This window comes from Actinomyces urogenitalis (assembly GCF_002861525.1).
Lineage (GTDB): Bacteria > Actinomycetota > Actinomycetes > Actinomycetales > Actinomycetaceae > Actinomyces > Actinomyces urogenitalis.
The window spans coordinates 420,980-447,068 of sequence record NZ_PKHA01000001.1 but is presented as its reverse complement, the minus strand read 5'-3'; the positions used below and the strand labels follow the sequence as shown (position 1 = coordinate 447,068).

Below are 26,089 nucleotides of genomic sequence, written 5' to 3'. Positions count from 1 at the left end.
GCGGGCCTGCACGGCAAGTGCTGGCCCGCCCCTGGTACGCCCGAGGCTCAGATTCCCTGGGTGTTGTAGGACTCGGAGATGAAGTTCATCGCCTGGAAGACCCGGTAGCAGTAGACGAAGGGACCCACGATGATGAGCGAGCCCAGCACCATCCACAGCCAGAAGTCGGCGGAGGAGAGCATCCCGGGACGGCCGCGGCGGGCGGCCTCGGCACCGATGCGTCCGCAGATGTTGTGAGACCACACGAAGTAGCCGATACCAAGTGTCAGCGGGGCGACGATGAGAGCCAGCAGGAGGTAGTGCATCGTCTTGCGCCCGTCATAGCGGGAGGCGATGGCGTTGATCGTTGAGGAGATCTCGCTCCAGCGGTACAGGCTGTACAGGCCGAAGGTGAAGAAGGAGGCAATGAGGTAGCCGATCAGCGAGCGCGAGGTGGTGAAGCTGTTGGCTGCCGTGGGCATGGCCGGGGCTGACTGGCCGTAGGCGCCAGCCTGGCTGGGGGCCGGAGGCGCTGTGGTCACGAGTTCCCCGGTGGGGGCGACGGCCGCGCCGGCCATCGTGCCGGCCGCTTCAGCACTGGTCAGACCAGCGGCAGCCGAGGACAGGGGATCGGGATGCGGCGGCGTCGGCTGAGAGGCACCGGCAGCCGGGGCCGCCGGCAGGCTGATCTGCCCTGTGGCTACCAGCCACGAGACGAGCGCACCGGCCAGCGCGAAGAACATGAAGACCATGGAGATCTTCCCCGTCGTGTAGTACGGCCACACAAGAGAGCTGAGTTGCTCGAAGGGGCCGGTGGTGTACCAGACCCCGCCGGCGCCGATGGCCCTGATGATCCAGTTCAGCACGCGGAAGACGACCTGCCACATCAGCAGCGGCACCACGATGAAGGCCACGGGCAGGGCGAGCGTACTCAGCGCCGCCTTGACAGACGTCTGCCGGGAGGGAACCGCAACGGCCGTAGCAGCCATGTAGACCGCCACGGCGCCACCAGCGAGTGCACCGACCAGGCAGACCAGGTTGATGATCATCAGCATCATCCCGGTCGCAAAGCCCCAGTAGTCGAAGTCGCCCAGCGTGTACCGCAGTATCCGCAGGTTCAGGAAGGTCATCAGCACGGTGCTCATACCTCCGACCAGCCCGACAGCGGCTGCGAGGGCCTGCGGCAGGTGCGTCTGCGGGCTGGCCAGCATCGTCTGGAACCCGGTACGGACCTGGTCGAGGGAGATCCGGGGCTCAAAGAAGGAACGCACAGCGCTCACCGCTGCGGCACCAGTGACGCCAGCCGTACGGGTACCTGCGCCTTGGCCGGGTGCGGGAGCTGCCTGCGCGCTGGAACCACCAGGCTGAGGAGGCGCCGTCGGCACAGGCGGTACCGCAGCCACGGCAGCGCTTGGAGCAGAGGTCAGCGGTGGCAGGGGCGCGCTTGCCTGCGGGGCGGGCGCAGCTGAGAGCGGACTCGGCGGCGGGGGAACCGGCTGGCTGTAGGCCTGTGATGCTGATGGCTGCGTGGCCGGCGGTGCAGGGACCGGCGTCGTCCAGGAGACGGGAGCCGGGGCGGTGCCCGCAGCCGCCTCGCTGCTGGGAGCTGACGGCGGTGCTGGCGCGACAGTGCGGACGGCGGCGTCGTAGTCGGCCTGGGTGGGCTCGCGGCCCGTGACCTGGCGGAAGGCCTGCGCCCACTGCTCGGGCAGGGTGAGGGGGTTGATCGACATCAGCGGTAACCACTCAATCGTGTTGTTGGGAGGTGATGGGCCCGGGCAGGGACAGGGCAAGAGGCATCGGGTGTCACACCAAGGGGATCGTGGGGAGTGGGGAAGACAGCGTCAGCGGCTGCAGTGCCATGCTAGCCGCCGTCGTCATGAGGGAGAAACAACGAGGAGGGCGTCTCCCGCAGTGGGAGACGCCCTCGTGACTGACTGCGGACTCGGTGAGCCGGTCAGGTTCCTCAGATGGAGGCGACGCGCTTGGCCAGCTTGGACTTGCGGTTGGCGGCCTGGTTCCGGTGGATGATGCCCTTGGAAGCGGCCTTGTCCAGCTTGCGAGCAGCCTTCTTCAGACCCTCCTCAGCAGCAGCCTTGTCTCCAGCCTCAACGGCCTCGCGCACGCGGCGCACGTAGGTCTTGAGCTCGGACTTGACAGACTGGTTGCGCAGGCGGGCCTTCTCGTTGGTCTTGATGCGCTTGATCTGGGACTTGATGTTCGCCACTGTGAAAGTTGCCTTCTCGAAGAGTGAATGGTCAATGGCCGGAGAGAGGGTTCGCGTCAGCAGACCAAGAGGTGGTGGAAGCACCCGGCGAGTCCGCCCGCTGGACCCCACAGTCGGCCAGGCCAGAGGTCCAAGGCGTGACTTTACCAGCCGGGCTGCTGGATTTCCCTCACGCAGGCCTGCGTGAGGCGTGAGGTGCGTCAACCTGCCAGACGCTCGCTCAGACAGGCCGCCCGCTCAGCGTCCTGCCCAGTGGGCACGCAGCGCGGCGACCACGCCGTTGAAGGTACCCCGGTCCATCGTCGCGCCTTCGCGCCGGACGGCGTCAGGATCCACCACGAGCAGCCGGTCCAGCCTCACCTCGCTGGGACGCCCCTGGCGGTCCCAGGCCCCGGATCCGACGTCGTGCCAGTAGCGGCCCCAGCGGGCCTCCTGCTCGGCGTCGCGGTCATGGTCCTTGCTCGTCATCTGTGCCACCACGAGCCGGCCGTGCTCACGCGCCAGGACCAGGACCGGGCGGTCCTTGCCCCGTGAGGCGTCCTCCTCGTAAGGAACCCAGGTCCATACGACCTCGCCGGGGTCAGCGTCCCCGTCCGGGTCAGGGGCGTAGACGAAGTCCGGCAGCCCCAAGCTGGCGACGTCGTAAGGCAGAACCGAGGTCGAGGCCGGCGTGGTGGGAGAAGCCGAGCGGGGACGGGTGGTGGTACGGGCGGAGGCGGCACCACCGCGCGGCACCGGCCGCTGACCACGCGGGGCTCCGGTGCCCTGCTCCGTCCGTGACTCTGTCCGCGTCTCCTCCCGCGGCGCCGCGTGGGAGAGGAGGCGTGCCAGGGCCCCCAGGACCTGACCGAGCCTCATCGCGTGGCCGCCTTCATGGCGCTCACCAGCTCGATCAGCTCCGCCCGCAGCGCCTCCAGCTCCGTGGCGCGCTCAGGTGAGCCTGCCGGCGCCGACATCAGGGCGGGGGCGTGGGCCTCGACCACCTTGACCACTGCGGAACCAGAGATCGCGCCGTCCGCCCCGGCCGCGATCGCCTCAGCGACCTGCTCGGGCGTCGAGATCCCGAAGCCCAGCATGACCGGCGCGGCGGCGTCGGCCCGCAGCCTTGCCACCGCCTCAGCCAGCCCGATCGTGGACGAGGCGGTCTCGGTCCCAGTCACTCCGGCCCGTGAGACGGCGTAGACGTAGCCGTGTGAGGCCGCGGCCACGCCGGCCAGCGTGTCAGGGCTGGCCGAGGGCGGGGCGATATAGACCGCGTCGATCCCAGCAGCCTCAGCGGCCTGGGAGAACGCGTCGCCCTCGCGCACCGGGACGTCCGGCAGCAGGACCGAGTCGATGCCGGCCTGCGCGCACTCACGGTAGAAGGTCTCCAGGCCGACGGCGAAGGGCACGTTGCCGTAGATGAGCATGCCGATGGGCAGCTCAGGGTGACGCTCACGCACCCTGGCCACAACCTCCAGCGCCGAGCGGAATCCGACTCCCGCCTCCAGCGCCCGGATGTGGGCGCGCTGGATCGTGGGGCCGTCAGCCACCGGGTCCGAGAAGGGCACGCCCAGCTCCAGAGCGTCCGCTCCGCCCTCGATCAGGGCCTCGATGACGGCCTCGCTCAGACCGGCGTCGGGGTCGCCCACCATGACGAAGGGGACGAAACCGCCCTCGCCGGCATCCGCCAGGCGCTGGAACATCTGAGGGTAACGGGACATCTCAGGCCTCCTCGTTGGTCGTGGTCGGCGCAGCCTCAGTCGCACTGGCTGCCTCGCGTCGGGCCAGCCCCACGTACTCGGTGCGCTTGCCCATCTCCTCCACCATCGCAGCGGCCCGGGCCACCGCGCCGTCGCAGGTAAAGGAGCCGCCCAGGCGCATCCGGATCTGCTCCAGGTCCTTGTCCCCGCGCCCGGACAGGCACACCAGCAGGTGCGGGGTCGGGGCGTCAGCCGGGGTCTGGCGCGCGATTTTGAGCGCCTGGGCCAGCGCGTGGGCGCTCTCCAGGGCCGGGATGATGCCCTCCCACCGGGAGAGCTGGACAAAGGCGTCCACCGCCTCCTCGTCCGTGACCCCCACGTAGCGGGCGCGCCCGGAGTCTGACAGCCACGCGTGCTCCGGTCCCACGCCCGGGTAGTCCAGACCAGCCGAGACGGAGAAGGACTCCTCGACCTGCCCCTCGTCAGTGCGCATGAGGTAGGAACGGGCCCCGTGCAGGATCCCGACTTTCCCGGCGTTGATCGGGGCGCCGTGGCGCCCTGAGTCCAGGCCCTCGCCAGCCGGCTCGACCCCGATGAGGCCCACGCCGTCGTCGCCAACGAACTCGCTGAACATACCGATCGCGTTCGAGCCCCCGCCCACGCAGGCGATGACCTCGTCAGGCAGTCGTCCCGTCATGGCCAGGATCTGCGCGCGGGCCTCGCGCGAGATCACTCGGTGGTACTCGTGGACGATCGTGGGGAAGGGATGGGCCCCGGCGGCCGTGCCCAGCAGATAGTGGGTGTCCTTGAACGAGGCCGTCCAGTCACGCAGCGCCTCGTTGACGGCGTCCTTGAGCGTGCCCGCCCCCGAGGCCACCGGAACCACCCGGGCCCCCATGAGCTCCATACGCTCGACGTTGGCGGCCTGACGCACCACGTCGGTCGCGCCCATGTAGATCGTGCAGTCCAGCCCCAGCAGCGCGCACACCATCGCGGTGGCCGTGCCGTGCTGGCCCGCGCCGGTCTCGGCGATGATGCGGCTCTTGCCCATGCGCTTGGCCAGCAGGGCCTGACCAAGCACCTGGTTGCCCTTGTGCGCCCCGCCGTGGACCAGGTCCTCTCGCTTGAGGAAGATCCGGGCGTTGCCCTCGCGCGGAAGGTGACGCAGCTCGGTGACCGGGGTGGGGCGGCCCAGGTAGCGGCGCATGAGCTCATCGAGCTCGGCGTGGAAGGTCGGGTCAGCCTGGGCCTCGATAAAGGCGTCCTCCAGCTGGTCCAGGGCCGGGATGAGCAGCTCTGGCACGTACTGCCCGCCGTAGGGGCCGAAGTAGGCGGGCAGTCGCGGGTGGGTGTGGCCCTCGTGCTCGCGCGGTGCCGGCTGGGTGGCCGACGACGACGCCGCGCCGTGCGTGGGCTGGCTCGCCTCCGGGGCGGGCTGGGGGGCGTCAGCGTCCTGGCCGGTGCGCCCAGCAACCGGGACCGCCGTCGCCAGGACCTCAGCGACCACGGCCGGGTCAGGGGAGGAGGAGACCGAGGAGCCAATGAGCAGGGCGTCAACGAGCCCGGCCAGGCGGCGTACGTCGTCGGCAGTCTCCACCCCGGACTCACCCACGAGCACCACGCCAGCAGGAGCCAGCGGAGCCATCTGCTCGGTCCTGGCGATATCCGTGGCCAGGGTGCGCAGGTCACGGTTGTTGATCCCCACCACCGTGGCGCCCAGCGCTGCGGCCCGGTGCATCTCCTCAGGCGTGGAGACCTCAGTGAGCACGTCCATGCCCAACTCAGCGGCCAGGGACGCCAGGTCACGGTAGACGTCGTCGGGCACCACCGAGAGCATGAGCAGGATCGCGTCCGCGCCCAGGCTGCGGGCCGCGAGCACCTGGACGGGGTCGACGATGAAGTCCTTGCACAGCACCGGCACGTCCACCACCGCGCGCACCGCCGCGAGGTCCTCGAAGGAGCCTGCGAAGCGGTCAGGCTCGGTGAGCACCGAGACAGCGGCAGCCCAGGGCACGTAAGCGCTGGCCAGAGCCGCCGGGTCGTAGTCGTGGCGGATGGTCCCGCGTGAGGGAGAGGCCGACTTGCACTCCAGGATGAGCGCGGGCTGAGGACTGGCCGAGTCTCCTGAGCGGGTGCGCAGGGCCTTGGCGAAGGAGCGCTGCGAGCGAGGCAGCTGCTCGGCACGCAGGTGACCGAAGCGTGCGCGCAGCTCGGCCAGGCGGGATCGCCGACCGTCCACGATCGAGTCCAGGACCGTGCCGGTGCGCACGAGGCGCTCGTCGACCGGCCGCAGCTCGGGGCGAGGGTCGTTGCCAGTGGTCGAGGTAGTCATCAGGCCTCCTGGGTGGAATCGGTGTGCGTCAGCGCGTCAGCGTTGCGGGTCATGGACTCCAGGTGCTCGGCGACCTTGCCGCTGGCCAGCTGCTCCAGAGCAGCCTGGGTGCCTTCGCGCAGCGTCTCCACGCGCCCGGCCAGGTAGAGCAGCGCGCCAGCGTTGACGGCGATGGCGTCACGGTGACCGGCCTGCCCGCCTCCGGCGAAGACCTCGCGCAGGATCGCCGCGTTCTGGCTGGTGGCGCCGCCCAGCATCTCGGACAGCTCGTGAGTGCGCACACCCAGGTCCTCGGGCGTGACCTCGAAGGAGCGCACGCCCTGCGGGCTCACCTCGCGCACGGTGGTGGTGCCGTGGACGGTGATCTCGTCCAGGCCCAGGCCGTTGATGACCAGGGCGCGCTCGCGGCCCAGCGCGTGGAGGGTGTGGGCGATCATGTCCAGCTTGCTTACGTCAGCCACACCCATGACCTGGTAGCTCAGGTGGGCGGGGTTGATGAGGGGGCCGAGCACGTTGAAGATCGTCGGGGTCTTCAGCGCCCCGCGCACCGGCGCCACGAAACGCATGGCCGGGTGGTAGGCCTGGGCGAAGAGGAAGGTGAATCCGTCGCGCTTCAGGACGTCAGAGGCCTGCTCGGGGCTCAGGTCGAGAGGCAGGCCGAGCCCGGCGATGACGTCAGCGGCACCCGTCTTGGAGGACACGGCCCGGTTGCCGTGCTTGGCCACGGCCAGACCCATGGAGGCGGCCACGATGCCGGCTCCGGTGGAGATATTGATGGTGCCTACGCCGTCCCCGCCGGTGCCCACGATGTCGAACAAGGGCACGTCCAGCTCGGGGAAGGGACGGGCGGCAGCGCGGAAGGCCGCGGCGGCCCCGGCGACCTCGGCCACGTCCTCGCCGCGTGCGTGGAGGCCGGCCAGCAGCGCGGCGGTCTCGGTCTGGCTCAAGGCCCCAGCCGACAGCGCGGCGAAGACGGTGTACGCCTCCTCGTAGGACAGGCGCTTGCCCTGGATGACGCCGCGCAGCAGGACGCGGGCGGCCTCGGCCTGCTCAGGTTCCAGGGCGTTGTTCTCAGCGGGTGCGGGTGTGGTGGACATGTGATCTCCAGTCAGGTGTGTGTCAGTTGGTGGGAGGGACGCGGGGCAGTGGCGGGCGCTGGGCCCGTGCGCCGCCTACCGGGCGCGAGCCAGGTCAGCGGTCAGGGCCCGCAGGATGGCGGGTCCGGCCGGGGTCAGCACGGACTCGGGGTGGAACTGCAGCCCGACGACGGGGCGGCTGGCGTGGCGTGCCGCCATGACGACGCCGGCGCCAACCGGGTCAGTGGCCGCCGTCGCGGCGAGGCTGACGAGTGTGGGCGGCAGGTCGCGGGTCCCCAGGGAGTGGTAGCGGGCGACGTCGAGCGGCCCACCCTCCAAGGGGGCGAAGGCGGGGTCGGTGAGCCCGGCCGGCGTGACCTCCACGCGCACCGAGCGGCCGTGGACGGGGCCGACCCGGCCCACGTGAGCGCCGCAGCCCTCGACGATGGCCTGGAAGCCGAGGCAGATGCCGACGGTAGGCACGTCCTCGCTCAGCGCGCAGGCGACCAGCTCCATGAGGCAGCCGGCCTCACGGGGGTGACCGGGCCCGGGGGACAGGCACAGCACCGGGCGCTGGCCGGCCTCGGCCTCGGCGGGGGTCGGTGACAGGGCGGCGCGCACACGGTCAGCCGGCACCGTGTTGCGGTAGACCTCGATCTCGGCACCGAGCGTGGCGAAGAGGTCGACGAGGTTGTAGACGAAGGAGTCGCGGTTGTCGAGCAGGACGACGCGCATCTCAGGCCTCCTCGGTGGTGGTCGGGGCGGTGAGGGTGGCGGGGGTCTGGGAGTCGATGACGAGCCTCGCCCCGGCGGCCGCGGCCACGGCATGAAGCACCGCCGAGGCCTTGTGCACGGTCTCGGCAGCCTCCTTGGCCGGCACCGAGTCCGCCACGACTCCCGCACCGGCCTGGACCAGGGCCTGGCCTCCGGTCACGAAGGCGGAACGGATGACGATGCAGGTGTCCAGCTCGCCGTCGCCGCGGAAGTACCCCACGGTGCCGCCGTAGGAGCCTCGACGCACGCCCTCGGTGGTGCGGATGAGCTCGGCCGCGCTCAGCTTGGGGGCTCCGGTGAGTGTGCCCATGGTCATCGAGGCGCGGAAGGCGTCCAGCGCGTCCAGCTTCGGGTCCAGGGTGCCGGTGACCTCCGAGACCAGGTGCATGACCCGGGAGTAACGGTCCACACGCAGCAGGTCCACCACCCGGCGGGTCCCGGGAACGCTCACCCGGGCGACGTCGTTGCGAGCCAGGTCCACGAGCATGACGTGCTCGGCGACCTCCTTGGCGTCCGTGCGCAGCTCCAGCTCCAGGCAGGTGTCGCGCTCGTGGTCGATGCCGCCGTCGGCGGTGAGCCCGCGTGGGCGGGTGCCGGCGATGGGGCGGATGGAGACCTCACCGGTCTTGGCCGAGTGGAGCAGCGCGGACTCGGGCGAGGCCCCGAAGAGCTCGAAGTCGGGGGTGCCCAGGTAGAACATGTACGGGCTCGGGTTGGTGCCGCGCAGCTCGTGGTAAGCGGCCAGCGCGTCCGGGCAGGGCATGGTGAAGCCGCGCGAGGGCACCACCTGGTAGACGTCTCCGGCAGCGATGGCCTCCTTCATCGTCTCGACTCCTGCCGCGAAGTCAGCGTCGGACTGGGTGGGCACGGCGTGGACCACGGGGGAGACCGTCGTCTGGCTCGTTGTGCGCTGCTCGTGCTCGTCCGCCAGCGTGGTCTCGTCGACGGCGTCGATCGCTGCCGCCAGCGCGCTGAGGCGACCCTCCAGGTCAGTCGGGTCCACGCTGGCTCCCACGAGGGTGGCCTCACGCGTGGGGTGGTCGATGACGAGGATGATCCGGGCATCGTAGAAGACGTAGTCGGGGCAGGTGTTGGCCCCGGGGGCCACTGCGGGAAGCGTCTCGAAGGTGGCCAGGTAGTCGAAGGCGACGACCCCGGCCTCCAGCGGCAGGTGCGGGTGGTCGACCTCGACCCCGGCCAGCACCCGCAGCGGCTCGATCGAGGAGGTCGCCCGCAGCCGCTCGCGCTCCTCGGTCTGCTCGTGCGCCGTCGGGGCGGGAAAGGTGAGGCTGAGGCAGTCCGCACGGGCGTCGTCAGTGACGTAGGCGGCCAGGTGCTCACGCAGCCGGGCCACGGCCGCCTCGCCGTCGGCCTGGGCCTGCGCCAGGGCCTGGATGCTGACGCTCTGGCCCTGGCAGGTCAGGCGTGCGGAGGCCTCCAGCACGGCGATGGTGGTGCGTGAGACCTTGGTGGCGATGTCGACCGACTCCAGCAGGACGGTGTCAACCGGACAGGCGTGGTCGCCGGAGTCCGCGGTGGTGGCGACCAGGCCCTGGGCGGCCAGGTGCTCCAGGAGGAGGCCGCCGTCGGCGTGGTAGCGCACGGACCGGGTGCGGACGGTCGGTGGGGGTGTTGTCATGAGGATTCCTCTGCTTGTGCCACCGGCATCGCCTCCAAGACGAAGAGCCCGCCGGGTGGCGAGCTCTGTCTGTCGTGTTCCGTGTACGCGAAGGAGTGGCTCGCCCTTAGGGGAGCCACCACCACTGACGGTTGCGGAGTACGGTCACGGCACTGAGGCTAGAGCGAAGGGGCGGGCTCGGACAAGTTGGCGTCAGCATCGTGAGACTCTGCGGGGGCCAGGCCGGGCGTCGAGTGTGCAGGTGCGGCGGCCGGTGTGCAGTCCCCAGGTGCACACTCGGGCTCGCGGCTGCACACTGGCGAGGAGGCGGAACGTCGTCGTAGCGAGATGATGAGCGCGGCCAGGGCGACGACGACGGCGACCGCCCACCACCCGCCGGCCTCCATCCACGTGGCAAAGACCGCCAGGCCGACGGTGGAGTAGATCGCCGCCCAGATCGCGCAGCCCACGCTCACTGCCGGTAGGTACAGGCGCAGCGGCATACGGCTGACACCTGCCGAGAGCTGGACCAGGCTCTGGGTGCCGACGGTGAGGAAGGACAGCGGGACCGCCAGGACGCCCCAGCGCTCCGCCAGGTGCTGGGCGCGGGCGTAGGCCGCCGAGGTCAGCACCCCGGCCCACCGGGTACGGCCGGTGCCGGCGGCCACGGCGCGGCCGATCCAGTAGGTGCCGTTGGCTCTACCCATGACGCTGACCCACAGGAAGAGGAAGGCCCACCCCCAGGGCAGAGCGAGGATGCGGTCGATCATGGGCCGATCATCGCATACCGGTGAGGTGAGGCTTGCCTGGCTGACTCGCGGGCTGGTCGGGGGAGGAACGTCCGGTAAGTAATGACTCACACCCGCCGGGCGCGGCGCTGAGGCCTGCGCGTGGGAGACTTGCCCCAGAGTCCGCCACACCGACAGCACCGGCCTGCCTCCTGGCACGCCCAGGCGCTGTCCCGTCCTGGAAGAGCACACGTGTCACCGATCCCCACGCCCGAGCAGATCGCGAGCATCCAGCCCGCCTCAACCCCGCCCGAGCTGCTGCGGAACTTCTCGATCATCGCCCACATTGACCACGGCAAGTCCACCCTGGCCGACCGCATGCTGCAGGCCACCGGCGTGGTCCAGCCCCGCGACATGCGCGCCCAGTACCTGGACCGCATGGACATTGAGCGCGAGCGTGGCATCACCATCAAGTCCCAGGCCGTGCGCATGCCCTGGACCGTCGAGGGGCCCGAGGGCGCGCGCACCTACGCCCTCAACATGATCGACACCCCCGGCCACGTCGACTTCTCCTACGAGGTCAACCGGTCCCTGGCCGCCTGCGAGGGCGCGGTGCTGCTGGTCGACGCCGCCCAGGGGGTCCAGGCCCAGACCCTGGCCAACCTCTACATGGCCATCGAGGGCGACCTCACCATCATCCCGGTGCTCAACAAGATCGACCTGCCGGCCGCCGAGCCCGAGCGCCACGCCGAGGAGATCGCCTCGATCATCGGCTGCGACCCGTCCGACGTCCTCAAGGTCTCGGGCAAGACGGGCGAGGGCGTGCCTGAGCTGCTCGACCGGATCGTGCAGGCCGTGCCCGCGCCGGTGGGGGACCCCGACGCCGCTGCCCGCGCCATGATCTTCGACTCCGTCTACGACACCTACCGCGGCGTGGTCACCTACGTGCGCGTGGTCGACGGTGCCCTCAAGCCTCGTGAGCGCATCGAGATGCTCTCCACCCGTGCCGACCACGACCTGCTGGAGATCGGCGTCATCAGCCCCGAGCCCGTTCCCACCCAGGGACTGGGCGCCGGGGAGGTGGGCTACCTCATCACGGGCGTGAAGGACGTGCGCCAGTCGCGCGTGGGTGACACGGTCACCACGGCGGCTCGTCCGGCCGCCGAGCCCCTGGCCGGTTACCAGGACCCCAAGCCCATGGTCTTCTCCGGCCTGTTCCCGGTGGACGGCTCAGACTTCCCGGCGCTGCGTGACGCCCTGGACAAGCTCAAGCTCAACGACGCGGCGCTCACCTACGAGCCGGAGACCTCGGTGGCCCTCGGCTTCGGCTTCCGCTGCGGCTACCTCGGCCTGCTCCACCTGGAGATCATCGCGGAGCGCCTGGAGCGCGAGTTCGGGCTGGACATCATCTCCACCGCGCCCTCCGTGGTCTACCAGGTCACCACCGAGGACCGCGTGGTCCACACGGTGACCAACCCGAGCGAGTTCCCCGAGGGCAAGATCCTGGACGTGCGCGAGCCGGTGGTCTCGGCCACGATCCTGACCCCCAGCGAGTTCGTGGGCACGGTCATGGAGTTGTGCCAGTCGCGGCGCGGGACCATGAAGGGGATGGACTACCTGTCCGAGACGCGGGTAGAGATGCGCTACACCCTGCCGCTGGCTGAGATCGTCTTCGACTTCTTCGACGCTCTGAAGTCGCGCACCCGCGGCTACGCCTCCCTGGACTACGAGCCCGACGGCGAGCAGAGCGCGGACCTGGTCAAGGTGGACATCCTCCTCAACGGGGACAAGGTGGACGCCTTCAGCGCGATCGTCCACAAGGACTCGGCCTACTCCTACGGCGTCATGCTCACCAAGCGGCTCAAGGAGCTCATCCCTCGCCAGCAGTTCGAGGTCCCCGTCCAGGCCGCCGTGGGCTCGCGCATCATCGCGCGCGAGACCATCCGTGCCCTGCGCAAGGACATGCTCGCCAAGTGCTACGGCGGTGACATCTCCCGTAAGCGCAAGCTGCTGGAGAAGCAGAAGGAGGGCAAGAAGCGCATGAAGGCCATCGGCCGCGTGGAGGTTCCCCAGGAGGCCTTCATCGCCGCGCTGGGCGCAGACACCCCCACCGGCAAGGACAAGTAGCTCCATGGCGCAGGTCCACCCTCCCCGTTCCCACGCGATCCGTTCGCGGGTACGGTCCTTCTCCCGTGCCGGGGGACGCCTGACCGACTCCCAGGTCCAGGCGATGGCTGAGCACGGCGAGCACTACGTCATCCAGGTCCCTCGGGCGGACGCGATCCGTACCGTGGCCGCGGACTTCCGGCTCGATCCGCAGGAGGTCTTCGGTCACGTGGGCCAGGTGCGTCCTGTGGTGGTCGAGGTCGGCAGCGGCGGTGGGGAGGCCCTGCTCGCTCACGCGGCTGCCAACCCTGGCACCGACCACCTGGCGGTGGAGGTGTGGGAGACCTCGATCGCCAAGATTGTGCGTGACGCGGCCAAGGCCGGACTGGACAACGTCCGCGTGGTCCCGGCCGACGCCTCTCAGCTCCTGGCCACGGCGCTGCCGGTGGGCTGCGCCAGCGAGGTCTGGGTCTTCTTCCCCGATCCCTGGCGCAAGCCGCGTCACCGCAAGCGCCGGCTGGTCACGGCGCACTTCGCTGACTCGGTCGCCCGCGTGCTGCGCGGCGGCGGGGTGTGGAGGCTCGCCACTGACTGGGCCGACTACGCCTGGCAGATGCGTGACGTCTTGGAGGACGTCTCGGCGCTGCCGGAGGGCCTGGAGACGGATATGACCGAGCCCTACTTCCGTTATGACGGCGCCGGTCGCCTCAGCGAGCTCGGGGCGGACACCTGGGAGCAGGACAGCCTGGGCAACGGACCGGACCCCGGATCGCCCTCGGGCACCGTGGGCGGGTGGTCGCCTCGTTTTGAGGGGCGTGTCCTGACCCGTTTCGAGCAGCGGGGTATCGAGGCCGGACGCACCATCCGGGACCTGACGGCGGTGCGGACCGAGACCACCTGGAAACCCGAGCGCAGCGAGGCGATGCTCGTTGCCCTGGACCGCCGAGCCGGTACCCGGCGCGAGGCAAGAAGCGGAAGGAGCCTGGCATGAGCCAGCCACAGCGTCGGCGGCACCTGCCGCGTCGGGCCTGGATCGGCGTCGTCGTCCTGGGCTTCCTCGCCTTCTGCTCGATCCTGCGTGCCCCGATCGGCGTCATCCCGCCTCTGCTGAGCCAGATCGGCGCGGACCTGGACATGGACGACGTCGCACTGGGCGCCCTGACCAGCGTGCCGATCCTGTGCTTCGGGATCATGACGCCGCTGGCCTCCGTCCTGCTGCGACGGATCGGGGCGAATGCCGGCGGCCTGTGGGCGCTGGTGCTCATGAGCGCGGGATCCCTGCTGCGCTCGGGGGGAACCACCTGGGCGGCCTTTGCCGGCACGGTCATCATCGGCGCCGGTATCACCATCGGCAACCTCGTGGCCCCGATGGTCATCGGGCGCGACTTCTGGCACCGCACCTCGCTGCTGACCGGCATGTATTCGGCCATGACCAACCTCGTGGTCACCGCGGGCACGGCCCTTGCGGTGCCGACGGCGCAGCTGACCGGGTGGCGGGGTGCGGCGGCGCTGTGGGGAGCGGTGCCGACTCTCATCGCCCTGGCGCTGTGGCTGTGGGTCTACCCGGCAGGCCTGGGCCACCCGCGCGAGAGCCTCATGCAGCGCTCCGGCATGGTCCACTGGGTGACCGAGTCCGGGCAGGCCGGGACCGAGCGGGTGCGTGTGGCGGTGTGGAAACGGCCCCTGACCTGGGTGATGGCGGCTGCCTTCGCCACCCACACCTTCTCCTACTACGCCATCTCGGGATGGCTTCCCACGGCATTGCACGACCTGACGGGGATGACGGAGGCGGGCGCGGGGCTGGCTGCCTCGGTCTTCTCCCTGACCGGGATCGTGGGGCCGCTGCTCGTGCCCGTCATGTTCGAGACCCTGCACTGGTCCGGGGCTCGTGTGCTGGGAGTGCTCTCAGGCTGCTGGCTGGTGCTGCCGGTGTGCCTGGTGACGGTGCCCAGCGCCTGGCTCGCGGCCTGCCTGGTCTCCGGAATCGCGCAGGGCGCCTTCTTCGCCGCGCTGTTCACCCTGGTCATCCGCCGCTCGGTGGACATGGATGAGAACCGCGCGACCTCCGCCTTCCTGCAGACCTGGGGCTACACCGTGGCTGCTGCGGGTCCGGTGGTCCTGGGCTGGCTGCGCACGATGACGGGCGGGTGGATCGGCCCCTTCCTCGTCATCCTCGTCATCCTCATCGTCATGACCGTGTGCGGGCAGCTGACCGCCACGCCGCCACGCTGGCTGCAGTCGCGTCCCGGACCGCAGGCGGCCGGCGTCGCCGACCCCTCGTGAGCCCGCGTCAGCCTGAGGGGCAGCCGCTGCCAGGGACGGGGGAGCTGCCCGAGCAGGTCATCGCGCGCCGTCGGGGCAGGGGCGGGGAGCAGGAGCCCGTGCCCTTCTCCGTCTACCTCCACGTGCCCTACTGCCGGGTTCGGTGCGGCTACTGCGACTTCAACACCTATACCAACCTCGAGATGGGTGGTGGCGCCTCAGCGGCTGACTACGTGACCACCCTGGCTGGCGAGCTGAGGCTGGCGGCAGCGGCGATGGAGCGCGCCGGCCTGCCTCGGCGTATGGCTCAGACCGTGTTCCTGGGCGGCGGCACTCCCACGATGCTTCCGGCAGCAGACCTGGCGGCCATGCTGGAGCTGGTGCGCACCACCTGGGGGCTGGCCGAGGGCGCCGAGGTGACGACCGAGGCCAACCCGGAGACCGTGGACGAGCGCTACCTGGCCACGCTCGCCGAGGCTGGTTTCACGCGGGTCTCCTTCGGCATGCAGTCGGCGGTGCCCCGGGTGCTGGCTACCTTGGAGCGTAGCCACACCCCTCAGCGCGTGCCGCAGGTCGTGGCCTGGGCCCGGCGATCAGGCCTGGAGACCAGCCTGGACCTCATCTACGGCACGCCAGGAGAGTCGGTCCAGGACTGGGCACGCAGCCTGGAGGCCGCCGTCGAGATCGGCCCGGACCACCTCAGCGCCTACGCCCTGGTGATTGAGGAGGGCACGCGCATGTGGACCCAGGTGCGTCGCGGCGAGCTGGAGATGCCGGCGGACGACGACGAGGCCACCAAGTACGAGATGGCGGACGCAGTCCTGGCCGAGGCCGGCTACGAGTGGTACGAGATCTCCAACTGGGCCCGACCTGGCCATGAGTGCCGCCACAACGAGGCCTACTGGCGTGACTGGGACTGGTACGGAGCCGGGCCGGGTGCGCACTCGCACTTCGGGGACGTGCGCATGTGGGACACCAAGGCGCCCGTGGCGTGGGCGGCTCAGGTGCGTGCTGGCCGGTTGCCCGTGGCGGGCCACGAGGTCATTGACGACGGCGCCCGCGAGCTGGAGCGGGTCATGCTCGGTATCCGTCTGCGCGAGGGACTGGACCTGGCGGGTCTGGCCCGGCCCGGCGAGGAGACGACGGCGGACGGCACCCCTCGCCGGCTCGTACCGGTGGTGGGGGCGCTGATGAGTCAGGGGCTGCTGGAACCGGCAGCCGCCCTGCGCGGCCGCGCGGTGCTGACCCTGCGTGGCCGGCTCATGGCGGACACTGTGACCGGCCGGCTGACGGACTGACGCCAGGCGGACGTGGCGGAGGGCGGACTCGTCCTGAGCGAGGAGGGAAGAATCCTCCAGGCGGGGGAGGTGCGGCCTCCTACCGTGCGGCAGGATCAGAGTCATGAATGAAACCCCTGCCTTTCAGCCCTATCCGAGCCAGACCTACGCGCAGGCCGATCGTCTGACCGTGGGGCAGGCGCTGACCTGGTCATGGAGGCGCATCGCAGACAACCCGGCCCCGCTGCTGGTGGGCTTTGCGATCTGGACGGTACTGACTGGGGTGGGGGCGTCCGTCTCTTACCTGGGCACGGATTCTGACTCAGGCGGAATCATCACTGCCATCGCGATGATCCTGTCCCCGATCCCCTTTGCGCACGTCGGTCTGCTCACCGCTGCCGGTCGCAAGGCCCAGATCCGTGACTTCTTTACCTTCCCGAACCTGTGGCCGATGGTGCTGGCCGGGATCCTGACCGGGATCCTGCAGACGATCGGCTTCGTCCTGCTCATCATTCCCGGCGTCATCCTGGTCTACCTGTGGTACTTCACCCAGCTGGCAGGGGTGGACCGCGGACTGGGAGCCACGGACGCCATGCGCGAGTCGTGGCGGATCCTGTATGACAACGCCAGTGCCCTGGTGCCTTTTGCTCTCATGGGGGTCCTGCTCGGCTTCGCTGGCCTGGTGACCGTGCTGGGCTGGGTGCTCACGACGCCGCTCGTGGTGCTCATGTCCGCCTACGCCTACGTCACGGCCACGGGCCGCACTGTGGTTGGCTAACAGACCCCGAGAGGATCGTGCGTCCGACTGATGGGGCGTCCCGGGATCCGGGACGCCCCTTGTCGTACAGTGGACCAGTCGTCGTCGGTACCTGGCTCCCTGAGTCCGTGGTGCCGTGCTGTCCAACCCGATCGAGGAGCCCTCGTGCACCTGCAGTGGTGGTCCATCCTGCCCTTCGCGGCGATGCTTGCGAGCATCGCTGTCCTTCCGCTCGTCCCTGCGACCTCGCACTGGTGGGAGAAGCGCTCCAGCCAGCTCACCGTCGCCCTGGTCCTGGGGCTGCCGGTGGCCGTGTGGATGTGGGTGGCCGGGGGATGGCAGGTCGTCTTCGCCTCAGTGGTGGAGTACGTGCAGTTCATCATGCTGCTGCTCGCCCTCTTCGTGGTCTCCGGCGGCATCTTCCTCAAGGGTGACATCCAGGCCACCCCGCGCACCAACACCGTCTTCCTAGCCATCGGCGGTGTGTTGGCGAGCTTCGTGGGAACCACGGGCGCGGCCATGCTGCTCATCCGCCCGCTGCTCAACACCAACGCTGAGCGGCGTTACCGCATGCACACCGTGCTCTTCACGATCTTCGTCGTGGCCAACTGCGGTGGCCTGCTGACGCCACTGGGCGACCCGCCGCTCTTCCTGGGCTTCCTGCGTGGCGTCCCCTTCACCTGGACCTTCCACCTGGTGCCGGAGTGGGCCTTCGTCAACGGCGTGCTCCTGGTTAGCTACTACGCCCTGGACCGGTGGTTCTACGCCCAGGAGCCGGCCTCCGCCGTGCGCGAGGACCGCAGCGAGGTTGAGCCCCTGGGACTGCGCGGAGCCAGCAACCTCATCTGGTTCGCCATCATCATCGCGGCCGTGGCCTTTGCTCCCTCGATCGACGCCGAGGCGATCGAGGCGGGACACGCCAGCCTGACCGACTGGATCCCCACCCGCGAGATCATCATGGCGGTGGCGGCCTTCGGCTCCTACAAGTTCGGTAACCGCCGGGTGCGCTTTGAGGACAACCAGTTCGAGTGGGGTCCGATCGTCGAGGTAGCGACCCTGTTCATCGGTATCTTCCTGACGATGATCCCGGCGCTGCACTACCTGGACGAGATCGCTGGCAAGCTGCCTCTCAACGAGATCACCTTCTTTATCTTCACCGGTGGGCTCTCCTCGATGCTGGACAACGCTCCCACCTACGTCACCTTCTTCGAGATGGCCGGCCAGGTCTCTCACCCCGGTGGGGCGACGGTGGCAGGAGTGCCCGAGCTCTACCTCGTCTCGATCTCGCTGGGCGCGGTGCTGTGCGGCGCGATCACCTATATCGGCAACGGCCCCAACTTCATGGTCAAGTCCGTGGCTGAGAGCCGTGGGGTGCAGATGCCGAGCTTTGGCGCCTACGTGGCCAAGTCCTTCACCCACCTGGTGCCGGTGCTGGCGGCAATGGTCTGCCTGTTCATCGCTCAGCCGGTGTGGGCCAAGGCTCTGGGCGGGGTGATCGTCCTCGCCCTCCTGGCCAATGACGCACGACTCATTGTCCAGGCTCGCCGCCTGGATCTCCAGGACGCCTGAGCCCGGAGCGCGCTCCGCTTGGAGCCGATTCCCCCTGGTGGAGCTCGGGCCCCCGGTCGCGGCGTGCTGCGTGACCGGGACGGCGTGACGTCCTGCCGGGACGGCGTGCACTGGTGCGGGGCCAGTAAGTCTCCTACCGCGTGCCGGGAGCGGTGACGAAGTCGATGAGCTCCTCCATACGGCCCAACAGGGCTGGCTCCAGGTCCTTGTAGCTGCGCACGGTGGCGAGGATCCGCTGCCATCCCTGAGCGATATCGGCCTGGCAGGCGTGTGGCCAGCCCAGGGCCTCCAAGGTGCCGTGCTTGATGTCCGTGCCGCGGGGAACCGCTGGCCAGGCCCGCAGCCCCACCCGCTCAGGCTTGACCGCCTGCCACACGTCCACGTACGGATGCCCGAGCACGAGCACGTTCTCACCGCCTGGCATGGCGCGCACGCGCTCGGCGATGCGTGACTCCTTCGACCCGGCCACGAGGTGGTCGACGAGCACCCCGGCACGGCGCGTGGGACTGGGGGCGAAGTCGGCCATGACCTCCTCCAGGTTGTCCACACCGTCGAGCATGAGGACCACAACACCCTCGTGACGCAGGTCGTCCCCCCAGACCTTCTCCACCAGCTCGGCGTCGTGCTTGCCCTCCACCCAGATCCGTGAGGCCCGCGCGACCTTGGCTGCCTCGCCCTCCACCGCGTAGGAGCCAGAGGCCGTGAGCTTGCGGCCGCTGGCACTGACCGGGCCGGTGGGCTGGCGACGGCGGGGTGCCGGTGGGTCGAGGATGACCGGGCGGCCCTCGATCCAGAAACCGGCCCCGAGGGGGAAGCCGCGGCGCACGCCGTGGCGGTCCTCCAGGACCACGATGTGGCGGCCACCCGACTTCTCCACGGCGACGGCTGCCCCGACGAAGCCTGTCTGCCGGTCCTCGACGACGAGCCCAGCGGTGACCGGCACGTGCACCGAGGCCGGACGCACCGCATGCGGTCCCACACGGTGCGGGTCGGCAGCCAGGACGTCACCGCCGTAGCGGTCCGACGTCGTCGGCCGGGCTGGCACAGCAGCTGAACGACGGCGCTGAGCCTCGGCCTCGGTGAGCCTCCCAGCGGCCCGTGCCTCCTGCTGCTGACGAGCTGCCTGCTCGCGCAAGGCGGTGCGGCGTGCCGCGGTGGATCCCGGGACGGTACGGCGTGGGGGAGTGGTCACCCGGGGCACGGTAGGCCAACCTCTCGCTGGGCGAACGTCAGACCCGCCGAGCACGGCGTAGGATGGCACTCGCACCTGGCGAGTGCTAATTCGGCTCATGCGCAGTCGGCTAGCCGGTGCCGGCAGCAGCAGACCTGTGGCGTCGTCAGACGCATGGCGAGAGGGAGGGATCAGATGGCCGATGATCGGCGGCTCAAGGTCCTGTCCGCCATCGTCACCGACTACGTGCGGACCCGCGAGCCGGTGGGCTCGCGGGCGATCGTGGAGCGCTACCAGCTGGGGGTCTCCCCGGCCACCATCCGCAACGACATGGCGGCCCTGGAGGACGAGGGCTACATCCACCAGCCCCACACCAGTGCGGGCCGCGTGCCCACGCAGAAGGGCTACCGGCTCTTCGTGGACGAGGTCGCTCGCATCAAGCCCCTGTCCGCCCCCGAGCGCGCTGCGATCACAGCGCTGCTGACCGGCGAGGTGGACCTGGACCAGGTGGTGGCGCGCTCGGTGCGGGTACTGGCTCAGCTCACCGGGCAGCTGGCCGTTGTGGAGTACCCGAGCCTGCGTCGCACGGCCCTGCGCCACCTAGAGCTCGTGGTGCTCGCCCCCACGCGCGTGCTGCTCGTCATCATCACGGACACCGGGCGCGTGGAGCAGCGCACCGTGTCCACCCCGGCCACCGAGGTGCTGGACCCGGTGGCCGTGGAGCACCTGCGCGTGCGGCTCAACGCCGCGCTGGCCGGGCTGCGGGCCGAGTCCGTGATCCCGGTGCTCACGGCCCTGAAGGAGCAGGCCAGTGAGGACGAGCGGGCGCTGCTGACGGCAGTGACCAGCGCGCTCATCGAGGCCCTGCGCCCGGACGCTGAGGAGCGCCTGGCGATCGCCGGCACGGCGAACCTGGCCCGCTCGACCCCGGACTTCTCCTGCCTCGGGCCGCTCCTGGACGCGATCGAGGAGCAGGTGGTGCTGCTGCGGCTGTTCACGGACACCAGCGACGTCCTGCCTGCGGGCGGGGCTGAGGGCATGCGCGTGAGCATCGGCTCAGAGAACCACGACGACGCCCTGGCCGAGGCCAGCGTCGTCACCGCCGCCTACGGCGCGGGGACGGGCGACGCCGTCGCCCACCTGGGCGTCGTGGGCCCCACCCGCATGGACTACCCCGCCACCATGACCGCTGTGCGCGCGGTCGCTCGCTACCTCTCCCGGTTCCTGGCGGGACCGGATCAGGCAGCCTGAGCGGCCGGCGTCGGAGATAACACGTAAAGGACACGTTCTCAGGTGAGTGACTACTACGAGCTGCTCGGCGTGAGCCGCCAGGCCAGTGCCGAGGAGATCAAGAAGGCGTACCGCAAGAAGGCGCGCCAGCTCCACCCCGACGTCGCCGGTCCCGGCCACGAGGAGGAGTTCAAGGAGGTCCAGGTGGCCTACTCCGTCCTGTCGGATGAGGAGAAGCGCCAGACCTACGACCTCGGTGGTGAGGACGCGCTGCACGGCGGCGGTGGCTTCCCTCCGGGCTTCAGCGGCGACTTCTCAGACCTGGGAGGGATCTTCCAGACCTTCTTCGGCGGAGGCGGCTCGCGCGGGCCGGCCTCGCGTGCGCGCCGCGGCCAGGACGGGCTCGTGGCCGTCCAGGTCAGCCTGGCCGACGTCGCCTTCGGCGCGACCAAGACTGTTCCGATCGACACCTACGTCACCTGCACCACCTGTGGTGGCAGCTGCTGCGCGCCGGGGACCGAGCCGGTGACCTGCTCCCAGTGCAACGGCCAGGGCTCGGTCCAGCGCGTCCAACGCTCCTTCCTGGGCAGCGTCATGACCTCCTCGCCCTGCCCCACCTGCCAGGGATTCGGCACCGTCATCGTCACGCCCTGCAAGGACTGTGACGGCGAGGGCCGTAAGCACGTGCGCAAGGACATCGAGGTCAACGTCCCGGCCGGTGTGTCCACCGGCACCCGCATCCGCATGTCCGGGCGCGGTGAGGCGGGCGTGGCCGGAGGACCTGCGGGCGACCTCTACGTGGTGGTGGAGGAGCAGCCCCACCCCACGTTGGAGCGCCAGGGAGACGACCTGCGCACTGAGCTGCGCGTACCGATGACCGCGGCCGCGCTGGGGGCCTCCTTCCCCGTGGAGACCCTCGACGGCGAGCGCAGCGTCTCGGTGCGCCCGGGCACCCAGTCCGGCGACGACATCCGCCTGGACGGTCTGGGCGTGGGGCGGCTGCGCCGTTCCGGGCGCGGCAACCTGTACGTCACGGTGGTGGTGGAGACCCCGACCAAGCTCTCGGAGCGTCAGGAGGAGCTGCTCAAGGAGCTCGCGGCACTGCGTGGCGAGGACGGCTTCGCCCCGGTGGAGGAAGAGGGCTTCTTCGACCGGCTCAAGGGTTCCAAGACCAAGGGCAAGAACCGCCGCAAGCGCTGAGCTCGCGGCCTGGCCAGCGGGACGCCGGCTCAGGCTCCGGGCCAGTAGACGGAGTCCGGCGTGGGCCGGGCGCCGAAGATCGCGGTGCCCACGCGCACGCAGGTCGCGCCCTCGGCGATGGCCAGCTCGAAGTCGCCGCTCATGCCCATGGACAGCAGACCGTCGCCCACGGTGCCGGCCTCGCGTCCGGCGTCGCGCAGGCGGCGCATGAGGCGGAAGCACTCGCGCACCCGCTCACGGTCATCGGTGTGGGCGGCCAGCGTCATAAGACCACGCACGCGCAGTGAGGAGTAGACCGGTAGCGCGGCCAGGAACGCGGTCACCGCGTCCGGCTCCAGGCCAAACTTGGACTCCTCACCGGAGGAGTTGACCTGGACGTAGACGTCCAGGCTACGACCGGCGGCCTGGAGCCTGCGGTCCAGGGCCTCGGCCACGTGGAGGGAGTCCAGCGCCTGGAACTCGTGGGCGAAGGCGACCACGTCCTTGGCCTTGTTGGTCTGTAGGTGGCCGATGAGCGCCCAGTGGATGCCGAGGTCTGCCATCTCGGTGCTCTTGCGCTTGGCCTCCTGGACCTTGTTCTCGCCCATCTCGGTGACTCCTGCGGCGAAGGCGGCGCGCAGCCGGTCCTCGGGGACCGTCTTGGTGACCGGCAGCAGGCGGACCTCGCTGGGAGAGCGGCCGGCGGCCGCAGCGGCGGCGTCGATGCGGGTGCGGATCGCGGCGAGGTTCGCGGAGATTTGGGCGACCTCCTGCGGGTCCGGGACAACGGGGGAGTCAGGCGTCATGCCTCCTGACGGTACACCGGTGTCACGGTAGGTCCCGCTAGGCTGTCCAACGTGACTGCCCCTGTCTTCCTCTTCACTGACACCACCCTCGAAGGCGCCGGAGCGGCGGCGGGTGCGGGCGGCGTCGTCGTCCTGACCGGAGCCGAGGCCCGGCACGCCGTGACCGTGCGCCGGCTGCGCGCGGGGGAGCGGGTGGACCTGGCCGATGGAGCAGGCCTGCGCCTGGTCTGCGAGGTCACCGCCGCCGAGGGCAAGGACCGACTGGCGGTGCGGGTACTGGAGCGCATCGAGGAGCCGGCACCCTCTCACGCCCTGGTCCTGATCCAGGCCCTGGCCAAGGGCGGGCGGGACGAGCAGGCGGTGGAGACCGCTACGGAGGTGGGGGCCGACGTCGTCATTCCCTGGCAGGCAGGCCGGTCCGTTGCCCAGTGGAAGGGGCCGAAGGTCGCCAAGGGGCGTGAGCGCTGGCAGGCCACGGCGAGCGAGGCGGCCAAGCAGGCGCGGCGCGCTCGGGTTCCGCAGGTCGCTGAGCCGATGACGACGGCGCAGCTGGCCGCCTGGGTGCGTGAGACCACCCAGGCCGGCGGCACGGTGCTGGTGCTGCACGAGGAGGCGACGGCGCCCATTGGCGGGGTGAGCCTGGCAGGCAGCGGTGCGATCGCCGTCGTCGTCGGGCCCGAAGGGGGCATCAGCGCCGAGGAGACGGCGGCGCTGGAGGCTGCTGGCGCGACGACGGTGCGGCTCGGCCCGCACGTCATGCGCACCGCCAGCGCCGGGCCGGTGGCGCTGGCCGTGCTGGCTCAGCGCGCCGGGCTGTGGGGCTGACGAGCCCTGGCAGCTCCGTCGCCGGCGCGGACTGGTGTCGCCAGCGACCGTGCCGTCTCGCCCGCGCGCGCCCGGCACTGCCCGACCTCCACACCGGCCTCAACACCGTTATCCCGTCTCGGCCGCGCGCGGCCGGCACTGCCAGGGCTCGCCCGGCACTGCCAGGGTTCGCCCGGCCATTAGCGTGCCAGGAACAGGCAGGCCGTCATCGCCCAGCACAGGGCGATGACGAGGCCGTCGCGCAGCCGCCAGCGGACCTCGACGAGCTCTGTCCGCGTCGGGTAGGCGCCGAAGGCCCGTGAGTCCATGGACGTGGAGATGCGCTCGGCGTGCCTGATGGAGGAGATGACCAGCGGCACGAGTGAGGCGAACCAGCGCAGGATCGGGCTCAGGACAGGCACCGTCCCGCCGGCCCCGCGCAGCGCGCGCGACTGGCGCAGGATCCTGAAGTCGTCGCCGAAGCGGCGCAGGAAGGAGACGCTGGCGATGCCGGCGGCAGCCACGCGATAGGGCATCCGGCACTGCACCGTCAGCGCGGCAATGAACTCCCTGGCGCTGACGCCCAGGCCGGTGATCAGGGCTGCGGCTACGCACGAGCCGATGATGATGCCGCTGCCCTTGTCAATGTGGGAGAGCGGGTGAACGTCTCCCGAGTGCGTGGCGACTGTCCGCAACGAGCCGACGGACAGGAGCAGGGTGATCGCCCACATGGTCGCTACCAGGCCAGTCTTGTGCCTGGTCGTGCGCCCGAGGGCGAGGGCTGCCAGCGTCGCCGCGACGAGGGTCGCGATGGACGCTGAGAGCGACCTGACCACCAGGAGGGCCACGATGAAGGGAATCAGCCCCACCAGCAGGGTGAAGGGGTGCAGGTATCCGTCGTCCTGCTCGACCTGCGTCGGGAGGTCCTTCGCCTGGGGCTCGGGCAGGACCACGATCTTGGTGGCGTACCTGCGAGCCGCGTCGATGTCGTGAGTGGCCATGACGACGGTCTGACCGCTGTGCTGACGCTCCTGGATGAATCCGAGCAGCTCGGTGGCGTTGGCCTCGTCCTGCCCGTAGGTCGGTTCGTCCAGCAGCAGGACCGGGCGCTGGCTACCGCTGACCGTCGCCACCGACAGGCGGCGGGCCTCCCCGCCTGACAGGGTCATCGGGTGCTTGGCGCGGTACTCGCTGAGCCGGAAGTGGCCGAGCAGCTCCTCGACTCCCTGCGTCCCGTGACTGACGGCGACCTCGCGGGCGACGGTGGTGGAGACGAACTGGTGCTCAGGGTTCTGGTAGACGTAGTCGGCCAGGTGGCGGCCCTTGCGGACCCTGTGACCTCCGACGCGGATCGTTCCGCGGGACCTGAGGGTCCCGACGAGGGCGCGCAGCAGGGACGACTTTCCGCTCCCGTTGGTGCCGACGACGGCGACGAGCTCTCCGGCGCCGACCGAGAGACTGACCTCGGGGCAGCGCCCGTCGACGCTGACGGCGTCCAGGCTGAGGACCGGCTCGTCCGAGCCGAGGGCCTCGACCTGCGTCCACTCCTGGCCGTCTCGCTGGAGGTATCCGACGGCGGAGGGATCCTTCAGGGCCGGTAGCGCGGTCTGGCGGGGTTCGTCCCTGTAGGCGCTGGGCAGCCAGACCCCAGCGGCCTTGAGCTCCTCGCGGTGGCCGCCGAAGACCTCCTCGGGGCTGCCCGTGGCCAGTACTGCGCCGTCGGCGTCCAGGCAGAGGACAGCGTCGAGGTTCTGGACGATCGGGTCGAGGTCGTGGTCGATGACCACGACGCCCGTCCCGGACCCGCACAGGGGGCGCAGCATCTCGTAGAAGGCCTGCGTCCCGGCCGGGTCGATCATCGAGGTCGGCTCGTCCAGGATGAGCACCTCAGGGCGCATCGCGATGGCGCAGGCCAGGGAGAGTCGCTGGCGCTGCCCGCTCGACAGCCGCCACGGGTCCCAGCCGGCGCGCTCCGCCAGGCCTACCGCCGCCAGCGCCTGACCGACCCTGGTCTCGATCTCCTCGGGGGCCAGCCGCAGGTTCTGTAGACCGAAGGCGACCTCGTTGAAAATGGTCTGGGTGACCACGGAGGCGTCCGGGTTCTGCCCGACGTAGGCGATCACGGGGCCGATCTGCGCCGGGCCCAGGTCCGCCATCTCGCTGCCGTTCAGCAGGACGTTGCCTCGGTAGACCGAGGGGATGGAGTGGGGGATGAGGCCGCACAGGGCCCGGACGAGGGTGGACTTGCCGCAGCCGGAGGGGCCGACGACGGCGGTCAGGCGCCCGGCGAACTGGGAGAAGTCGATTCCGCCGAGCACCCAAGAGCTTGATCCGGTGTACTGCACCTGCAGCTCGCGGGTCTCGACCAGTGGGCGGTCCTTGGGCGCGGGAGAGGGACTCAGGGCGTCTGTTTGTGGGAGCGGTGTTGTCATCACAGTGTCCTTTGCAAGGGGGCAGGCGCGTCAACCGGGGCCGGCGGTGCGAGAAGGAGAGCACCGTCGGCCCCGGGGCA

General features: G+C 70.3%; 21 protein-coding genes. 9 read left to right on the top strand and 12 right to left on the bottom strand.

The features are described from left to right. Positions 1-47: 47 nt before the first annotated feature. From CYJ26_RS01905 to CYJ26_RS01865, 9 genes are all read right to left on the bottom strand, one after another. Positions 48-1,712: a DUF4234 domain-containing protein gene (locus CYJ26_RS01905; protein ID WP_006549525.1), complete on the bottom strand. Its 1,665-nt coding sequence runs from the start codon at positions 1,710-1,712 to the stop codon at positions 48-50. Between the two features lie 233 nt (positions 1,713-1,945). Continuing rightward, entirely contained in the window at positions 1,946-2,206 is a 261-nt protein-coding gene (gene rpsT / locus CYJ26_RS01900; RefSeq protein ID WP_006549526.1) for a 30S ribosomal protein S20, read from the bottom strand. A gap of 237 nt (positions 2,207-2,443) precedes the next feature. After that, positions 2,444-3,064 carry a type II toxin-antitoxin system PemK/MazF family toxin gene (locus tag CYJ26_RS01895; RefSeq protein WP_101637832.1) on the bottom strand — a complete coding sequence of 207 codons (621 nt, stop codon included), beginning with the start codon at positions 3,062-3,064 and terminating at the stop codon, positions 2,444-2,446. Beyond that, positions 3,061-3,909 (bottom strand): tryptophan synthase subunit alpha, encoded by an 849-nt coding sequence (gene trpA / locus CYJ26_RS01890; RefSeq protein ID WP_006549528.1) that lies wholly within the window; start codon positions 3,907-3,909, stop codon positions 3,061-3,063. Before trpA ends, CYJ26_RS01895 begins: the two co-directional genes overlap by 4 nt. 1 nt (position 3,910) lies before the next feature. After that, complete coding sequence (gene trpB / locus CYJ26_RS01885; protein WP_024036528.1) at positions 3,911-6,220, bottom strand: tryptophan synthase subunit beta; 2,310 nt, start codon at positions 6,218-6,220, stop codon at positions 3,911-3,913. Beyond that, positions 6,220-7,317: an anthranilate phosphoribosyltransferase gene (trpD, locus tag CYJ26_RS01880; RefSeq protein WP_006549530.1), complete on the bottom strand. Its 1,098-nt coding sequence runs from the start codon at positions 7,315-7,317 to the stop codon at positions 6,220-6,222. The genes trpB and trpD overlap by 1 nt, the downstream gene beginning before the upstream one ends. A 75-nt stretch (positions 7,318-7,392) precedes the next feature. Further along, positions 7,393-8,031 (bottom strand): anthranilate synthase component II, encoded by a 639-nt coding sequence (locus CYJ26_RS01875; protein ID WP_101637831.1) that lies wholly within the window; start codon positions 8,029-8,031, stop codon positions 7,393-7,395. A gap of 1 nt (position 8,032) precedes the next feature. Continuing rightward, complete coding sequence (locus tag CYJ26_RS01870) at positions 8,033-9,709, bottom strand: anthranilate synthase component 1 (RefSeq protein WP_101637830.1); 1,677 nt, start codon at positions 9,707-9,709, stop codon at positions 8,033-8,035. Between the two features lie 158 nt (positions 9,710-9,867). Further along, positions 9,868-10,458 carry a DedA family protein gene (locus CYJ26_RS01865; RefSeq protein WP_006549533.1) on the bottom strand — a complete coding sequence of 197 codons (591 nt, stop codon included), beginning with the start codon at positions 10,456-10,458 and terminating at the stop codon, positions 9,868-9,870. A 210-nt stretch (positions 10,459-10,668) separates the two neighbouring features. On the opposite strand from CYJ26_RS01865, the gene lepA reads away from it, so the two are divergent. The 6 genes from lepA (at position 10,669) to CYJ26_RS01835 (ending at position 18,387) form a co-directional block, all read left to right on the top strand. After that, positions 10,669-12,543, top strand: a complete 1,875-nt coding sequence (gene lepA / locus CYJ26_RS01860; protein WP_006549534.1) for a translation elongation factor 4 — start codon at positions 10,669-10,671, stop codon at positions 12,541-12,543. A gap of 4 nt (positions 12,544-12,547) precedes the next feature. Then, positions 12,548-13,513, top strand: coding sequence for a tRNA (guanosine(46)-N7)-methyltransferase TrmB (gene trmB / locus CYJ26_RS01855; RefSeq protein WP_101637829.1), 966 nt, complete (start codon positions 12,548-12,550; stop codon positions 13,511-13,513). Beyond that, a complete protein-coding gene (locus CYJ26_RS01850; RefSeq protein WP_024035690.1) occupies positions 13,510-14,805 on the top strand; it encodes an MFS transporter in 1,296 nt (431 codons plus the stop codon). The genes trmB and CYJ26_RS01850 overlap by 4 nt, the downstream gene beginning before the upstream one ends. After that, positions 14,802-16,082, top strand: a complete 1,281-nt coding sequence (gene hemW, locus CYJ26_RS01845) for a radical SAM family heme chaperone HemW (protein WP_024035689.1) — start codon at positions 14,802-14,804, stop codon at positions 16,080-16,082. Before CYJ26_RS01850 ends, hemW begins: the two co-directional genes overlap by 4 nt. Before the next feature lie 103 nt (positions 16,083-16,185). Continuing rightward, entirely contained in the window at positions 16,186-16,839 is a 654-nt protein-coding gene (locus tag CYJ26_RS01840; protein WP_006549539.1) for a YciC family protein, read from the top strand. 144 nt (positions 16,840-16,983) lie between these two features. Continuing rightward, positions 16,984-18,387 (top strand): sodium:proton antiporter, encoded by a 1,404-nt coding sequence (locus CYJ26_RS01835; protein WP_101637828.1) that lies wholly within the window; start codon positions 16,984-16,986, stop codon positions 18,385-18,387. A gap of 133 nt (positions 18,388-18,520) precedes the next feature. Here CYJ26_RS01835 and CYJ26_RS01830 read toward each other — a convergent pair whose 3' ends face one another. Continuing rightward, positions 18,521-19,588, bottom strand: coding sequence for a DUF3097 domain-containing protein (locus CYJ26_RS01830; RefSeq protein WP_101637827.1), 1,068 nt, complete (start codon positions 19,586-19,588; stop codon positions 18,521-18,523). Positions 19,589-19,753: 165 nt separating this feature from the next. On the opposite strand from CYJ26_RS01830, the gene hrcA reads away from it, so the two are divergent. Together hrcA and dnaJ are read left to right on the top strand one after the other, a co-directional pair. Then, positions 19,754-20,809: a heat-inducible transcriptional repressor HrcA gene (gene hrcA, locus CYJ26_RS01825; RefSeq protein ID WP_034234615.1), complete on the top strand. Its 1,056-nt coding sequence runs from the start codon at positions 19,754-19,756 to the stop codon at positions 20,807-20,809. Between the two features lie 42 nt (positions 20,810-20,851). Further along, on the top strand, positions 20,852-21,988 hold the full coding sequence (gene dnaJ / locus CYJ26_RS01820) for a molecular chaperone DnaJ (protein WP_101637826.1): 1,137 nt from the start codon (positions 20,852-20,854) through the stop codon (positions 21,986-21,988). A 29-nt stretch (positions 21,989-22,017) separates the two neighbouring features. Here the strand turns inward: dnaJ and CYJ26_RS01815 are convergent, their stop codons facing one another. Beyond that, the gene (locus CYJ26_RS01815) at positions 22,018-22,773 is read right to left on the bottom strand and encodes a YggS family pyridoxal phosphate-dependent enzyme (protein WP_006549544.1); all 756 of its coding nucleotides are present in this window, start codon (positions 22,771-22,773) and stop codon (positions 22,018-22,020) included. A gap of 51 nt (positions 22,774-22,824) precedes the next feature. On the opposite strand from CYJ26_RS01815, the gene CYJ26_RS01810 reads away from it, so the two are divergent. Beyond that, positions 22,825-23,598 carry a 16S rRNA (uracil(1498)-N(3))-methyltransferase gene (locus CYJ26_RS01810; protein WP_034234612.1) on the top strand — a complete coding sequence of 258 codons (774 nt, stop codon included), beginning with the start codon at positions 22,825-22,827 and terminating at the stop codon, positions 23,596-23,598. Between the two features lie 179 nt (positions 23,599-23,777). Here CYJ26_RS01810 and CYJ26_RS01805 read toward each other — a convergent pair whose 3' ends face one another. Continuing rightward, a complete protein-coding gene (locus tag CYJ26_RS01805) occupies positions 23,778-26,009 on the bottom strand; it encodes an ATP-binding cassette domain-containing protein (RefSeq protein WP_052039752.1) in 2,232 nt (743 codons plus the stop codon). Positions 26,010-26,089: the final 80 nt, after the last annotated feature.